This is a genomic window from Pseudonocardia wallangbongensis (assembly GCF_054486945.1).
In genome coordinates this window covers 96,099-109,729 of the sequence record NZ_JBRERS010000007.1, presented here as the reverse complement: position 1 = coordinate 109,729, position 13,631 = coordinate 96,099, and the positions used below count along the sequence as shown (strand labels likewise).

Below are 13,631 nucleotides of genomic sequence, written 5' to 3'. Positions count from 1 at the left end.
GTGGACACGCCCTGCTCTCGTCAGTAGCTTTGAAACCAAAGGTTTCTCGGTTGCTCTGGAGGACGGTATGCCCCATCTGATCGTGTACGCCAGCGAGCCCGAACTGGCCGGGCGGGAATCCGACCTGATCTCGGCGCTCACGGACGCCGTCGTCGGCGTCTACGGCGAGTGGGCGCGGGAGATCGCGGTCGTACAGCTCGTCGGGCTCGCACCAGGCCGGTGGGGGATCGGCGGCCGGCCGGCCGTCGCGCCCGCACCCCGCGTCACGTTCGGCATCAAGGACGCCGCGTTCGCGCGCCCGGACGCGGACGACATCGTGGCCCGCCTGGTCACGGGCGTGACGGAGGCGCTGGTCGCGGTGTTCGGCGAGCGGGTCCGCGCCGGCACGACCGTGGAGCTGGTGGGAACGCCCGCGGGACGCAGCGGCGTGGGCGGCGAGGTCGTGCTGACGTAGGACGTCCTCGACCGCCCGGTCAGCCGTGGGCCAGGTCGGAGAAGCGGCTGTAGTGCAGCTGGTGGGCCACCGTGATGGTGCTCGTGGGGCCGTTGCGGTGCTTGGCCAGGATCAGGTCGGCCTCGCCGGCCCGGGGGTCGTCGCGCTCGAACGCGTCGGGGCGGTGCAGGAGGATGACCATGTCGGCGTCCTGCTCGATCGACCCGGACTCGCGCAGGTCGGAGAGCTGTGGACGCTTGTCGGTGCGCTGCTCCGGGCCACGGTTGAGCTGGCTCATCGCCACCACCGGCACCTCCAGCTCCTTCGCCAGGAGCTTGATCTGCCGGGAGAACTCCGAAACCTCCTGCTGCCGGGACTCGACCTTGCGCCCGGACGTCATCAGCTGCAGGTAGTCGAGAATGATCAGCTTGAGGTCGTGGCGCTGCTTGAGCCGCCGCGCCTTCGCGCGGATCTCCATCAGGGTGAGGTTGGGCGAGTCGTCGACGAACAGCGGCGCCTCGCTGATCTCGCTCATGCGCCGCGCCATGCGCGTCCAGTCGTCGTCGCTCATCCGGCCGGCGCGCATGTCGGCCAGCCGGATCCGCGCCTCGGCCGACAGCAGGCGCATGACGATCTCGGACTTGCTCATCTCCAGGGAGAACACGACGCTCGTGAGGCCGTGCTTGACCGAGCACGACCTGGCGAAGTCCAAGCCCAGAGTGCTCTTCCCGAGCCCCGGGCGCGCCGCCACGACGATCATCTGCCCCGCGTGCAGGCCGTTGGTGACGGCGTCGAGGTCCGCGAAGCCGGTGGGAACGCCGAGCGCCACGCCGCCGCGGGAGGCGATGGCGTCGATCTCGTCCATCGTGGGCTGCAGCAGCTCCTCGAGCGGGACGAAGTCCTCGCTGGTGCTGCGGTCGGTGACCTCGTAGATGGCGGCCTGCGCACGGTCGACGACGTCGTTGACCTCGGCCCCGTCGGCGCCGTGGTAGCCCAGCTGCACGATGCGCGTGCCGGCCTCGACCAGCCGGCGCAGGATCGCCTTCTCCGCGACGATCTCGGCGTAGTAGGCCGCGTTGGCTGCGGTGGGCACCGTGGCGATCAGCGTGTGCAGGTACGGCGCGCCACCGAGGCGGATCAGCTCACCGCGGCGCTGCAGCTCCGCGGACACGGTGACCGCATCGGCGGGCTCACCACGGCCGTACAGGTCGAGGATGCAGTCGTAGACGGTCTGGTGGTTCGGCCGGTAGAAGTCGTCGGGCCGCAGGATCTCGACGACGTCGGCGATGGCGTCCTTGGACAGGAGCATGCCGCCGAGCACCGACTGCTCCGCCGTGAGGTCCTGCGGTGGCTGGCGGTCGAACGCGCCGCCGTTCGCGTCGCCCCCGTCGCCGGCTGGGCGGACCGAACGCGGCCTCCCCGCCGGACGGTCGTCGGCCAGAGCCATACGCAGCGTCACCCCCTGCCGCCATTGTATCGAACAAAGGTTCGATCTGCCCGACGACATCCGGATGGCGCCCCGGAAAACGGGAACTGTCGACCGGGCCGAGTCCTCGCACCCCGGGAGGGAGGTTAAGGGCCCACCCCGACACCACCAAACCGGCTCGCGCACGAGGCTGTGGACCGACTGGGGACGGATGGGTGCCGACCGGGGAACACCTAGGGTCCCACCTGTGGACTACATGGGGACAACTCCCCGCCGAACCCCATATCAGCAGGTCAACGACCTACTGGAAGGTGTGGACAACTTTCTTCGCGACACGCCGGACGCGGCCCGCTCGGCGTGTCGCGCCACCGCCGAGATCGTCCACTCACCGCGTTCAGCCGATCACTCGGCGACGTCGGCGTCACTTTCCGGCGCGCCACCTGGACGGGTGGCGCGACATCCGCTCGCGAGGGGGCAGGAATGTGAACGAGGCGGAAGCTCGATCTCGGAGCGGGACCTCCGCGGTGTTCACGGTGAGTAGTGAGATGAGCGGCGACACCGGGGCCGGGATGAGGTTTGATCACCCGCCCGTGGACGAGACCGTCACTGCCGAGTGCCCCGCCACTGTCCGGTGGTGCCGAATCGCCGCATCGACCGACCGCCTAGAGCTGGGTGCTGTCGCGGGGCCTCGCGTTCGAGTTGCCCGGGCCGCAGTAGCTCGATGCCGAGCCGGTGGACGAGTCGGGGGCGGTTCCGCAGTGAGGACGCACCGGGACTCTCGCTGAGCCCGTGGAGCGTGTGGGGATGGGACCACCGGATAGTCCGCGCGCACTCAGCAGGAACGGTCTCGTCGAGAACCGGCGTGCCGGACAACCGGGGACGGCCGTCAACGCAACCCCAGGACCCGGTAGTCCACCCAACCCAGCCAACCACCCCAGGCGCCGGGATCGACGAACCGGGCCGAACGCGCGCGAGGCCGCCGACACGAGGCGAGGCAGGCAGCGGCCGGCCGGGTACGGCGCGCCCACCGCAGCGGACCCCCAGGTGATCGCCCACCCGCTCGAAGCGGCCCCCGTAGTGGCCGTGATCAGCAGGATCGGGACATGAACCGCACCCATGCAGCCCATGTCCCGATCCCGCCGATCATGACGCTCACATACGGGTCCCGAAGTCCCGACGGCGCTGACCAAGGGCCGATGGTGGCGATCGAAGATCGACTGACGACCTTCTCACGTTGATCGACGAACATCGGCCGGCGGCGGGCGAATCGGCAACACCCTCCCTGTGCGGTCCGGTGACCGCACTCGTCGATCACGGCCGCGGCGAGCTGTACACCACGGTCGTGGCCGTCGCGCTGGCGTGCTGCTCGAACCGATCACGCGCCGCGAGCAGTACCTCAGCGCGGCCGCGGCAGCGGGGTGGTGCTGGTCAGATCGATCATGGCTGCCACAGCGGCCTCTTCCTCCCCCCCGTCGACGGGAGGCGGGACCGGCCGGGCGAAGACGAGCGAGCCGTGCCCGCAGCGCGGGCATGGCTCGCTCGTGGTCGTGCTGGACAGCCGATCAGCTCGCGACGACGTCCACGTCCAGCTCGGTGGTGACCTCCGGGTGCAGGCGCACGGTGACCTTGTGGGTGCCGACGGCCTTGATCTGCCCCGGCAGGTCGACGGCGCGCCGGTCGAGCGCCGGGCCGCCTGCCGCGCGAACGGCGTCGACGACGTCGGAGGACGTGACCGAACCGAACAGGCGACCGGAGTCACCCGCCGCCTTGGCCTTGACCGTGACGCTGAGCGCGCCGAGCTCGCCGGCGACCTCCTTGGCGTGGCCGAGGTCGCGGATCTGGCGGGCGCGCTGGGCGCGCTGGATGGCGGCCACCTGCTTCTCGGCGCCCCTCGTGGCCACGACGGCCAGCTTGCGGGGCAGCAGCAGGTTGCGGCCGTAGCCGTCCTTGACCTCGACGATGTCACCCGGCGCACCCAGGTTGGGCACGTCGGTGGTGAGGATGAGCTTCATACCGGTACTCCTCCTCAGCGCGCGGTCGAGGTGTAGGGCAGCAGCGCGACCTCGCGGGAGTTCTTGACCGCGACCGCCACGTCACGCTGGTGCTGACGGCAGTTGCCGGTGACCCGGCGGGCCCGGATCTTGCCGCGGTCGGAGATGAACTTCCGCAGCAGGCCGGTGTCCTTGTAGTCGATCTCCTGGGCCTTGTCCTTGCAGAACGCGCACACCTTCTTCTTCGGCTTGCGCAGGACGGGCTTGGCCATGGGTGGTTCTCCTGGTTGTTGCTAGAGGCTGGGGGTCAGAAGGGGGGCTCGTCGTCGGCGGCCGGACCGCTGCCGGCTGGCGGCGCGGATCCCCACGGGTCGTCGGCGGGAGCACCGCCGCCGTACCCGCCGCCACCGCCGCCGCCACCACTGCCGCCGCCGCTACCGCCGCCGTAGCCGCCGCTACCGCCGCCCCGGCTGACCTTGTTGACCTTGGCCGTGGCGTAGCGGAGCGACGGGCCGACCTCGTCGACCTCGAGCTCGACGACGGTGCGCTTCTCGCCCTCGCGGGTCTCGAAGGACCGCTGCCGGAGGCGCCCCTGCACCATCACCCGCATGCCGCGGGTCAGCGACTCGGCGACGTTCTCCGCCGCCTGCCGCCACACGTTGCAGCGCAGGAACAGCGCGTCGCCGTCCTTCCACTCGCCGGACTGGCGGTCGAAGGTGCGCGGTGTGGAGGCCACCGTGAAGTTGGCGACCGCGGCCCCGGACGGGGTGAAGCGCAGCTCGGGGTCGGCGGTGAGGTTGCCGATCACCGTGATGACGGTCTCGCCGGCCATCGTGCCCGGCCCTCAGCCCGCGGTGGCGGGCGCGGGAGCCCGCTTCGGCTCGGCGACGACCTTCTTCGGCTCGCGGCGCATGACCTTGGTGCGCAGCACCGACTCGTTCAGGCCCAGCTGCCGGTCGAGCTCGGCGACGGTGGCCGGCTCGCAGGTGACCTCGAGGACCGCGTAGATGCCCTCGGCGTGCTTCGCGATCTCGTACGAGAGGCGACGCTTGCCCCAGACCTCGATCTTCTCGACTGTCCCCTTGTCGGTGCGAACGACGTTGAGGAAGGTCTCCAGGGACGGCGTCACAGTGCGCTCGTCCAGGCTGGGGTCGAGGATGACCATCAACTCGTAATGACGCATGAGAACCACTCACCTCCTATGGACTGGAACGGCCGCGGTCCTTCCGCGACAGGAGGTTCTCATCAGGCCCCGACAGGATCGCCGCCATCGGCGGCGTGCACGGCGCTCGGCGAGCACCGGTCGGGGCGACGCATCGAGGCTACCAGCGCGAACGCCGCGGCCCGCGCGCGGGACCGGCGTTCCCGATCGCACACGCACCCATGGCGCCGCTGTCGGGGATGGTCACTACTCTGGCTCGCATGCTCATCGGGGCACACGCGCGCGAGGACGACCCGCTCGTCTCGGCGGCGGAACGCGGCGCCGACATCGTGCAGCTGTTCCTCGCCGACCCGCAGAGCTGGAAGAAGCCGCCGAGCCACCCGCAGGCCGCCGAGCTCAGGGCGAGCGACCTCACGGTCGTCGTCCACTCCCCGTACCCCGTCAACCTGGCCTCGCTGAACAACCGCATCCGCATCCCGTCGCGGAAGATCGTGGTGCAGCACGCCGAGCTCGCCGCCGAGGTCGGGGCGATCGGCCTCGTCGTCCACGGCGGGCACGTCACGCAGGGCGAGGACGCCACGAAGGGCTTCGAGAACTGGCGCAAGTTCATCGAGCGGCAGATGGCCGACGGTGGCTTCGCGGTCCCGATCTTCATCGAGAACACCGCGGGCGGGGAGAACGCGATGGCCCGCCGGTTCGAGGACCTGGCGCGCCTGTGGGACGCGGTCGGCGAGTTCGGGGTCGGTTTCTGCCTCGACACCTGCCACGCGTTCTCCGCCGGGGTCGACCTCGTCGACGTCGTCGCCCGCGCCAAGGCCATCACCGGCCGCATCGACCTCGTCCACCTGAACAACTCGCGTGACGAGTTCGGCTCGTCGCGGGATCGCCACGCCAACATCGCCGACGGCACGATCGACCCGGATGCGCTGGTCGCCGTGTGTGCCGCGGCGGGCGCACCGGTCGTGGTCGAGACACCGGCAGCCGGCCAGGCGGCCGACATCGCGTTCCTCCGTGAGCGGCTCGGATCGTGACACCGGTTGCGGTGGCGGCCGCCGGCAGCGGGTCCGGCCCGTGACCGGCGCCGCCGTGGGCACCGTCCCGGGCGAGCAGGTGACACCCGTCGTGCACCCGCACCTTCGCACGGGCCGTGTCGTACTGGCTGTGCTCGTGCTGCTCACCGGCCTCACCCTGCTGCTCGGCTACGCGAACAAGGCCCGCTGCACCGGTCCGGAGTTCGACGACAACGGCCGCAGCACCCCCGACTACGGCGTTCGCATCGAGCGCGACGTCTGCTACTCCGACATCCAGCACCTGTGGATCGGCCGGGACATCGACCAGCACCGCTTCCCGTACGTCCACGGGTCCATCACCCCGGACGGTCAGCTCCGCGGCGGATCCGTCGAGTACCCGGTGCTCACCGGGCTGCTGATCTGGGCGGGCGCCCTGTACGCCCACACCGACGCCGGCTTCCTCCTCGGGTCCGCGCTGCTGATGGCGCCGTTCGGGCTCGTCACCGGATGGCTGCTCGGCCGCCTCGCGCGGTGGCGGGCGCTGGTGTGGGCGCTGGGGCCGCCGCTGGTGCTCTACGCGTTCCACAACTGGGATCTCCCGGTGGTGGCCTGCGCCGTCGCCGCGGTGTTCGCGGTGCACGGCTGGCGCACCGACCGCACCCTCGCGCAGCGCGGCACCGTGGCGGCCGTGCTGCTCGGGCTGGGGTTCGCGTTCAAGCTCTACCCGGGCGCGTTCGTGCTGCCGCTCGCCGGGTACGTCCTCGCGGCGTCGCGGCCCGGCCGGCTGGACTGGTGGGGAGCCGCCCGCGTGCCGCTCGCGGCGGCCGTCACCGTGGTGCTGGTGAACGTGCCGTTCATGCTCGCCGGCTACGAGGGTTGGCGGGCGTCGTTCACGTTCCAGCAGCTGCGCAAGGTCGACTTCACCACCAACTCGATCTGGTTCTGGGGGTTCCGCCCGGAGTCCGACCCGGACAACGTCGCCTTCCAGTCCACGATGAGCTGGCTCTCGCCCACCCTCGTGCTGCTGTCGTTCGCGGTGGCGGTCGCGGTGGGCTGGTGGCGGTACCGCCGCGAGGGCACCTACCCGTGGGTCGGCGTGAGCGCGGCGATGCTCTGCGGCTTCCTGCTGCTGCACAAGGTCCACTCGCCGCAGTACACGCTGTGGCTCCTGCCGTTCTTCGTGCTGGCGGCGGTGCCGTGGTCGCTGGTGGTCGCCTACCTGCTGGCCGACCTCGCGATGGGCATCGGCATCTTCCGCTGGTACTACCAGATCCACGCCGGGCTCCCGTCCAGCATCTACGACGGCTTCGCCGCCCAGGCCGTCACCATCGGGGTGTGGGGTCGCGCGGCGCTGCTGGTCGTGCTGTTCGTCGTGTTCCTGCGCGTCCCCGACCGGCTCGCCTCCACGCCGCCGCCGCGGCGCACGCCGCTGGCCGAGTCGGTCGGTTGACGCCACGGCGTTCGGACCCGCCTGATCCCGGTTTCCGGCCCACCCGATCGTCGCCTTGCGCCGGCCGGTCCGGCGTTTCACCGCTGGATTGTCAGCCCTCGCCGGTACGGTTCGCACCACAACATCTAGTGGCAGTGTCACGTGGATCACCTACATGTGGCATCGGAAAGGACATCGGCCCGTTCATGGCGCTTCCCGCACGCACCAGCGACACCGCCCCTTCGGCAGAGCAGCGGATGCCCCGCGCCCGGCAGGGCACGACCACCTCCTTCGAGGTGGCAGGCACCAAGTTCTTCGTCACCGCGAACGCCGACGAGGCCGGGGCGCTGGGGGAGATATTCGCCAAGTTCGGCAAGGAGGGCTCCACCACGGCCGGGCTCATGGAGCTGCTCTCGATCGCCGTCTCCCTCGGCCTGCAGCACGGTGTCCCGCTGGAGGTGTTCGTGGCGAAGTTCCGCAACCAGCGGTTCGAGCCGATGGGCATGACGGACGACCCGGACATCCCGATCGCCACCTCGGTGGGCGACTACCTCGCCCGCCGCCTGGCCCACGACTGGCTGGACGTCGGCTCCCGCAAGGATCTCGACATGCTCACCCCCGCCGAGGAGGCCGAGCTCCCCGCCGACACCTACGCACCCACCCCGCTGCGCCGACCCGCGCGGGTCTAGGTGGGGTCCACCCAGCGTCACCGACCAGGAGCACCTCCACGCCGTGGGCACGCCGTACCCGACTCGTAGCCCGACAGCCACCGCGGCCGAACATCTTGCCGACCGACTGCCGGTCCTGGCCGGGGCATGATCAACGGATCCGCGCGCAGGATCCCAGGCGCCTGCAACGTGTCCACAGCCTCGAGATCGATCCGAGCTGCGCGCGCCCGCCAACCGCAGGGCGCTGAGCGGGACCTCGCAACGATCAACGCATCATGATCGGACCGACATCCGCCACAGCGCCCACCCAAGGGCAGCCACGCCCAGGTGATCATGGAGAAGCCACCTCCGGTGGCGCCGCGATGAGCAGGCGCGATCCGCTCCCGGGGCGGCGGCTACCTCCAGGCGAACACCGGCTGCTCGAGGTGCGCCACCCGGGTCGCGCGCCCCTGCAGCACCACCTCTCGGAACTGGTGGAGCACGGCGGCCGTGGGAGCGTGCACGAGCCGGCCGAGGATCGGCAGCTGGATCACGGGCGCGTCCGACTCCGGGATCGTGACGAAGCGCGGCTCCACGTCGATCACGTCCAGGGGCACGCGGTACACCTCGGACACCTCGACCGGGTTGGGCCGGAGCACCGGTTCGGCTCCGGCCCACAGCACCACGGGCGTGATCAGGTACCCGGAGCGGGTGGCGTAGTCGTCGAGGATGCCGAGCTCGGCATCGGCGTCGAGCACGAGCCCGAGCTCCTCGGCGAGCTCGCGGCGGGCCGCGGCACCCGGCGCCTCGCCCGAGTCGGTGCGCCCACCCGGCAGCGCCCACTGGCCGGCGTGCCCGCGCAGCGTGGCCGCGCGCCGCGTCAGCAGGAACGCATCACCGCCGGCCACGAGGTTGATGCCGACGGCCGCCGGCTTGAGGTCCGGCCGGTCGAGCGGCCGGCGGGTGAAGCGGTGCAGGGCGGCTTCGACGTGGTCACGGGAGACGGGCACACCCGCAGCGTGCCAGCGATCAGCGCGGGACGCCGGTCGCGGCCGGCCATTCCGGATCCGCGTCGACGGCACCCGCCCACCGTCCCGGCCCCGTCCGGACGGGGTCGGTCTCCGGGCGCAGCACCGACCGCACGACCAGCACGCACAGCACCGCCACGAACGCGTCGCGGAGCACGACGGCGCCGAGGAACCAGTCCGGCGGCAGACCCTTGTTCGCCGGGGTGAGGTAGTAGTACATGCGCGGAGCCCACACCAGGGCGTCTACCGCCATCCACGCCAGCAGCAGCCGCCAATGCGGGAGAGCGAGCACGGCCAAGGGCACCAGCCACAGCGAGTACTGCGGACTCCACACCTTGTTGACCAGCAGGAACGACGCAACGACGAGGAAGGCTAGCGAGGCCAGCCGCGGCGGCTGCGGTGCGCGCAGCGCGAGCAGGCAGATCGCGGCGCAGCAGATCACGAAGAGCGCGGCCGACACGGCGTTCAGCACCGCGGGGGACTCCCCGTCGGCGAGCTTGCCGTCGAACCCCGACCAGCCGGTGAAGTACTGCACGACGAAGTAGAGGGAGTCGGGGTCGGCCGGGCGGGTGCGGTTGAGCCGGAAGAACTCCGACCAGCCCGTGGGGTACAGCAGTGCCACGGGCGCGTTGATGAGGACGAACGCGCCGATCGCCGCGCCGATCGTGCGGATGCCGATGCCGATCCGGCGCCTGCGCAGCGCGACGAGCAGGACGGGTAGGAGCAGCATCAGCGGATAGAACTTGAAGGCGCCGCCGACACCGATCAGGAGGCCGGCGAGCAGCGGTCTGCGCCGGGCCAGCGCCAGCATCCCCGCGGTGGCGCAGGCGACGGCGAGCGCGTCGAAGTTGGTGAACAGGTGTACCGCCACCAGCGGGGACAGCGCGACCAGCGCCGCGTCCCACGGGCGGCTCGGCCGCAGCGTGCGCACCGCCCACACGGCCACGAGCCACGCCAGCGCGAGCCATGCGGCGCTGATGTCGAAGTACACGACGACGGGGAGAGCCGTCGGCAGGGCCGGGACCACGTCGGCGGTCCAGAGCCAGGCATCGGCGAGCCGCGCGTTGACGTACTGGAAGTACCCGGTGAGCACCGGGTACTCCATGTACCGCACCTGCTCGTCGTCGGTGCCCGCGCCCTCGACCCACGGGTCGCGGTAGGGCACGGCGCCCTGGTCGAGGCCCTCGATCCCCCAGAGCGGGATGGTGTCGGAGTAGCACATCGCGACGTACTGGTGGTTGTTGCGCCAGTCGAGTGCGAGCGTGCCGTTGTCGGTCGTGTACTGCTGCAGGCAGGGTGCCTTGCCGAACCAGCCCGCGGCGAGCACCGCCACCGCCAGCAGCAGGATCACCCGCAGCGGCGTCCAGAACCGGCTGCGGCCCACCAGGGCGTGCCGTCCGAGCGGTCCGCCGACCGCCCGGCTGGCGGCCGCAGCGAGCGGCTCGGTCCAGGTCGGGACGACACGCGCGGGCGGGAGGTCCGGATCCCGAACCCGCGAGCTCACCCGACGGGACCGCTGTCGGACGTGTTCTCGAGCGCCGAGCGGTCGGACTGCCCGCGGTTGGCCGACCCCGACGACCCCGGCGAGCCCGCCGAGCCGCTGTCCCGGGTGTCCGACGTGGGCTGGTCGCTGCTCCCGCTGTCACCGTCGTCGCTGAAGTTGTTCGACCGGGAGTTGCGGTCGTTGGACGAGCTGCTGTCGTCGTCGGACGACCTGCTCGAGTCGCTGTCGCGGTCCTCGTCGCTGTCGGAGTCCTCGTCGTCATCGTCGTCGTCATCCGGCGACGACGTCTCCGACGTGTCGATCGAGTCGTTCCCGGGTGGCACGCCCATCGGCACGAACGTGGAGAACTGCAACGACGGGTCGTCCTCGGTGGCCGTCTTCATGAACGCGTGCCACATCTGGCCGGGCAGGCCGCTGCCGTAGATCGGGCGCCTCTGGGCGGTGCGGATCGGGTCGCTCTTGTCCGTGCCCACCCAGACGGCCGTGGACTTGCTCGGGGTGAACCCGACGAACCAGGCGTCGCGGTTGTCGCTGGCGCTGCCCTCGAGCTGCGCGGTGCCCGTCTTCGCCGCGACCTGCCGGCCGCCCAGGGGGTAGCCGTCCTTCGGGGCCACCTGGAGCATCGCCTCGATGACGTTGCGCGCCACCTGCTGCGGCATGACCTGCCGCCCGGCGTCCTCCTCGTGCTCGAAGAGGACCTCGCCGTCGGCCGCCTCGACGCGCGACACGATGTAGGGCTCGTGGTAGACGCCCTCGGCGGCGAACGTGGCGTAGGCGGAGGCCATGTCGACGGGGTGGACCTCCTTGTCGCCCAGCGCGATACCGCCGGTGGGCTTGTCGAGGAGGTCGTCCGGGATGCCGGCCTGGTGAGCCGCGTCGGCGACGTTCTGCGGGCCGACATCGATGCCCAGCTGGTAGAACCAGGTGTTGATCGACTCGGTCATCGCGTACTCGGCACCGCACAGATCGCAGCTGACGCCTTCGACGTTGCGCACCGCGCCCGCACGGCCGGGGAACTCCTTGGGGCTGGTGCCTTCGAGCTGCGTGCCGAGGCCGAACCCGTCGTTCTGCTGCAGCGCCGCGGACAGCACGAACGGTTTGAACGACGACCCGGGCTGGCGGAAGGCCTCGCCCGCGTAGTCGATGCCCAGACCGTTGGTCCCGCCGTAGTAGCTGAGGATGGCCCCCGTCTTCGGGTCGATGGAGACCAGCCCGCTGCGCAGGTTGTCGGGCTGCCGGGCCATCTGCTTCTTCTCGACGTCCACGGCTTCCGCCTGGAGCGGCTGTTCCACCGTGGTGGTGATGGTGACCCCGCGGGTGTCGATCACGTCCTTCGTGATCCCCTTGGACTCGAGCTCGGCGAGGGCGCGCTCGTAGATGTGGTACCGGTCGTCACCGGGAATGCCGCCCTCGGCCTTCTCCTGGATCTCCGGGAGTACGGGGAACGTCTGCGTGGCGCGCTCGGACTTGTCGAGCCATCCCTGCTCGACCATGCCGTCGAGCACGAAGTTCCACCGCTCCTGCGAACGCTCGGGGTTCTTCGCGGGGTCCCAGCGCGACGGGGACTGGATGATGCCACCGAGCATGGCGCCCTCCGACACCGTCAGGTCTCCGACGTCCTTGTTGAAGTACGCCTTGGCCGCCGCCTGGATGCCGGACGCGCCCCGGCCCCAGTAGATCGTGTTGAGGTAGTTCTCGAGGATCTCGTCCTTCGTCTTCTCCTTGGAGATCTTGACGGCGAGGACGATCTCCTTGTACTTGCGCCAGAGGGAGAAGTCGTTCTCCCCGGTGGAGACCTTGATGTACTGCTGGGTGACCGTGGAGCCGCCACCGACACCGCCGGTGAGCTGCTCGTAGACGGCGCGGCCGATACCCATGAAGTCGAAGCCGGGGTTGGAGTAGAAGGAGCGGTCCTCCGCCGCGAGCACCGCGTCCCGCACGTGCTTCGGGACCTTGTCGAGCGTGACGGCGACCCGGTTCTCACCCTCGGGGCGCACGGTGGCGAGCTCCTCGCCCTTGGCGAACTTGAACGTGGCCACCTGCGCGAGTGCCACGTCCTGCGACGACGGCACCGGGAACATGAACCAGCCGACGACGAACGCGACGAACGGGCCGATCAGCAGCAGCCCGAGCACGACGTAGGAGATGCGGCGCACCCGGCGCCACGGCGAGACCTTCTTCTTGCGGCCCCGCCCGGCCGCTCCCGAACGGCGACCTCGCTCCGAGACCGCGGTGGGCGCTCCATGGCCGCTGACGACGCCGGTGGGGTCGTCGTCCTCGTGCGTGAGCAGGGGCACCCCACGGTTCGACGATACCGGGGGGCGTCTCCCCGACGGGACCGGCGGGCCGTCGGTCCGGTAGCGCTGCGGGGGAACGCGGGAACCGGGCGGTGGCCCCTGCCTGCGTTGGGGGCCGCGCGGCGCGGCCGGGCCGCCCTGCCGGGGTGGCGGGCCGCCGTGCGGGTTCCGCGGACGGCCCCGCGGCGCGTCGAACCGGGGGTCGCGCTGATCACTCACCGCTGCTCCGGGGGTTCGGGGGAAGGTTTGCGGTCACTCGGCGGCGGTCCTGCGTCGATCGGACCTGCGGCTGTGGGGAGTGTCGCCCGTGCCCATCACATAGGACAGGACGAGATGGTTCCAGCTGCAGGTTCGGCAGACCTCCACAACGTAGACGGAGAAGTCGGCGTGGACGTTCGCAAGCTGCTCGAGCTCCTCGGGCTTGCGTGCTGATCCGGCGGCGTGCCTGAGCTCGTCGCCGAAGATCCACGAGACCTGGGTGAGGCGTTCCTTGCGGCAGACCGGACACGTGCGGTCGGTGGCCTCACCGTGGAAACGCGCCGCTCGGAGTAGGTACGGGCTGGCGTCGCAGACCTCGGCGACCCCGACCCGACCGGAGTGGACGTCGGCGAGCAGCGCACGGCGCTGCAACGCGTAGTCGACCACCTGCCGCTGGGTGCGCACCCGGTCAGGGTACGCGGACCCCTCCCCGGAACGCGCGAGAA

13 protein-coding genes are annotated in these 13,631 nt (G+C 70.9%); 4 read left to right on the top strand and 9 right to left on the bottom strand.

Translation table 11 applies throughout. From position 1 onward, the window contains the following. Window positions 1-67 precede the first annotated feature (67 nt). Window positions 68-454 (top strand): hypothetical protein, encoded by a 387-nt coding sequence (locus ACU436_RS25110; RefSeq protein WP_459029303.1) that lies wholly within the window; start codon window positions 68-70, stop codon window positions 452-454. Between the two features lie 19 nt (window positions 455-473). On the opposite strand, the gene dnaB is transcribed toward ACU436_RS25110, so the two are convergent. The 5 genes from dnaB to rpsF all read right to left on the bottom strand — a co-directional run bounded on the left by dnaB (window position 474) and on the right by rpsF (window position 5,033). Continuing rightward, the gene (gene dnaB, locus ACU436_RS25105) at window positions 474-1,880 is read right to left on the bottom strand and encodes a replicative DNA helicase (RefSeq protein WP_459029634.1); all 1,407 of its coding nucleotides are present in this window, start codon (window positions 1,878-1,880) and stop codon (window positions 474-476) included. A gap of 1,541 nt (window positions 1,881-3,421) precedes the next feature. Beyond that, complete coding sequence (gene rplI, locus ACU436_RS25100; RefSeq protein ID WP_459029301.1) at window positions 3,422-3,871, bottom strand: 50S ribosomal protein L9; 450 nt, start codon at window positions 3,869-3,871, stop codon at window positions 3,422-3,424. A gap of 14 nt (window positions 3,872-3,885) precedes the next feature. Continuing rightward, complete coding sequence (gene rpsR / locus ACU436_RS25095; protein ID WP_013678623.1) at window positions 3,886-4,122, bottom strand: 30S ribosomal protein S18; 237 nt, start codon at window positions 4,120-4,122, stop codon at window positions 3,886-3,888. A gap of 35 nt (window positions 4,123-4,157) precedes the next feature. Then, on the bottom strand, window positions 4,158-4,682 hold the full coding sequence (locus ACU436_RS25090; protein ID WP_459029298.1) for a single-stranded DNA-binding protein: 525 nt from the start codon (window positions 4,680-4,682) through the stop codon (window positions 4,158-4,160). 12 nt (window positions 4,683-4,694) lie between these two features. After that, window positions 4,695-5,033 carry a 30S ribosomal protein S6 gene (gene rpsF / locus ACU436_RS25085; protein WP_459029296.1) on the bottom strand — a complete coding sequence of 113 codons (339 nt, stop codon included), beginning with the start codon at window positions 5,031-5,033 and terminating at the stop codon, window positions 4,695-4,697. Between the two features lie 239 nt (window positions 5,034-5,272). Between rpsF and ACU436_RS25080 the strand changes: the two genes are divergently transcribed. The 3 genes from ACU436_RS25080 (at window position 5,273) to ACU436_RS25070 (ending at window position 8,140) form a co-directional block, all read left to right on the top strand. Then, window positions 5,273-6,043: a deoxyribonuclease IV gene (locus tag ACU436_RS25080; RefSeq protein ID WP_459029294.1), complete on the top strand. Its 771-nt coding sequence runs from the start codon at window positions 5,273-5,275 to the stop codon at window positions 6,041-6,043. A gap of 40 nt (window positions 6,044-6,083) precedes the next feature. Next, window positions 6,084-7,472: a glycosyltransferase family 87 protein gene (locus tag ACU436_RS25075; RefSeq protein ID WP_459029292.1), complete on the top strand. Its 1,389-nt coding sequence runs from the start codon at window positions 6,084-6,086 to the stop codon at window positions 7,470-7,472. Between the two features lie 185 nt (window positions 7,473-7,657). Next, window positions 7,658-8,140 (top strand): TSCPD domain-containing protein, encoded by a 483-nt coding sequence (locus ACU436_RS25070; RefSeq protein WP_459029290.1) that lies wholly within the window; start codon window positions 7,658-7,660, stop codon window positions 8,138-8,140. A gap of 374 nt (window positions 8,141-8,514) precedes the next feature. Here the strand turns inward: ACU436_RS25070 and ACU436_RS25065 are convergent, their stop codons facing one another. From ACU436_RS25065 to ACU436_RS25050, 4 genes are all read right to left on the bottom strand, one after another. Then, a complete protein-coding gene (locus tag ACU436_RS25065) occupies window positions 8,515-9,108 on the bottom strand; it encodes an NUDIX hydrolase (RefSeq protein WP_459029288.1) in 594 nt (197 codons plus the stop codon). 19 nt (window positions 9,109-9,127) lie between these two features. After that, window positions 9,128-10,630: a glycosyltransferase family 87 protein gene (locus tag ACU436_RS25060; protein ID WP_459029286.1), complete on the bottom strand. Its 1,503-nt coding sequence runs from the start codon at window positions 10,628-10,630 to the stop codon at window positions 9,128-9,130. Continuing rightward, window positions 10,627-12,927 carry a transglycosylase domain-containing protein gene (locus ACU436_RS25055; RefSeq protein ID WP_459029284.1) on the bottom strand — a complete coding sequence of 767 codons (2,301 nt, stop codon included), beginning with the start codon at window positions 12,925-12,927 and terminating at the stop codon, window positions 10,627-10,629. Before ACU436_RS25055 ends, ACU436_RS25060 begins: the two co-directional genes overlap by 4 nt. 252 nt (window positions 12,928-13,179) lie before the next feature. Beyond that, window positions 13,180-13,590 carry a DUF5318 domain-containing protein gene (locus ACU436_RS25050; protein ID WP_459029282.1) on the bottom strand — a complete coding sequence of 137 codons (411 nt, stop codon included), beginning with the start codon at window positions 13,588-13,590 and terminating at the stop codon, window positions 13,180-13,182. Between the last annotated feature and the right edge of the window lie 41 nt (window positions 13,591-13,631).

What these genes read in the sequence shown, in the direction of transcription:
- ACU436_RS25110 (WP_459029303.1), top strand. Translation starts at nt 68, where the DNA reads ATGCCCCATCTGATCGTGTACGCCAGCGAGCCCGAACTGGCCGGGCGG.
- dnaB (WP_459029634.1), bottom strand. Translation starts at nt 1,880, where the DNA reads ATGGCTCTGGCCGACGACCGTCCGGCGGGGAGGCCGCGTTCGGTCCGC.
- rplI (WP_459029301.1), bottom strand. Translation starts at nt 3,871, where the DNA reads ATGAAGCTCATCCTCACCACCGACGTGCCCAACCTGGGTGCGCCGGGT.
- rpsR (WP_013678623.1), bottom strand. Translation starts at nt 4,122, where the DNA reads ATGGCCAAGCCCGTCCTGCGCAAGCCGAAGAAGAAGGTGTGCGCGTTC.
- ACU436_RS25090 (WP_459029298.1), bottom strand. Translation starts at nt 4,682, where the DNA reads ATGGCCGGCGAGACCGTCATCACGGTGATCGGCAACCTCACCGCCGAC.
- rpsF (WP_459029296.1), bottom strand. Translation starts at nt 5,033, where the DNA reads ATGCGTCATTACGAGTTGATGGTCATCCTCGACCCCAGCCTGGACGAG.
- ACU436_RS25080 (WP_459029294.1), top strand. Translation starts at nt 5,273, where the DNA reads ATGCTCATCGGGGCACACGCGCGCGAGGACGACCCGCTCGTCTCGGCG.
- ACU436_RS25070 (WP_459029290.1), top strand. Translation starts at nt 7,658, where the DNA reads ATGGCGCTTCCCGCACGCACCAGCGACACCGCCCCTTCGGCAGAGCAG.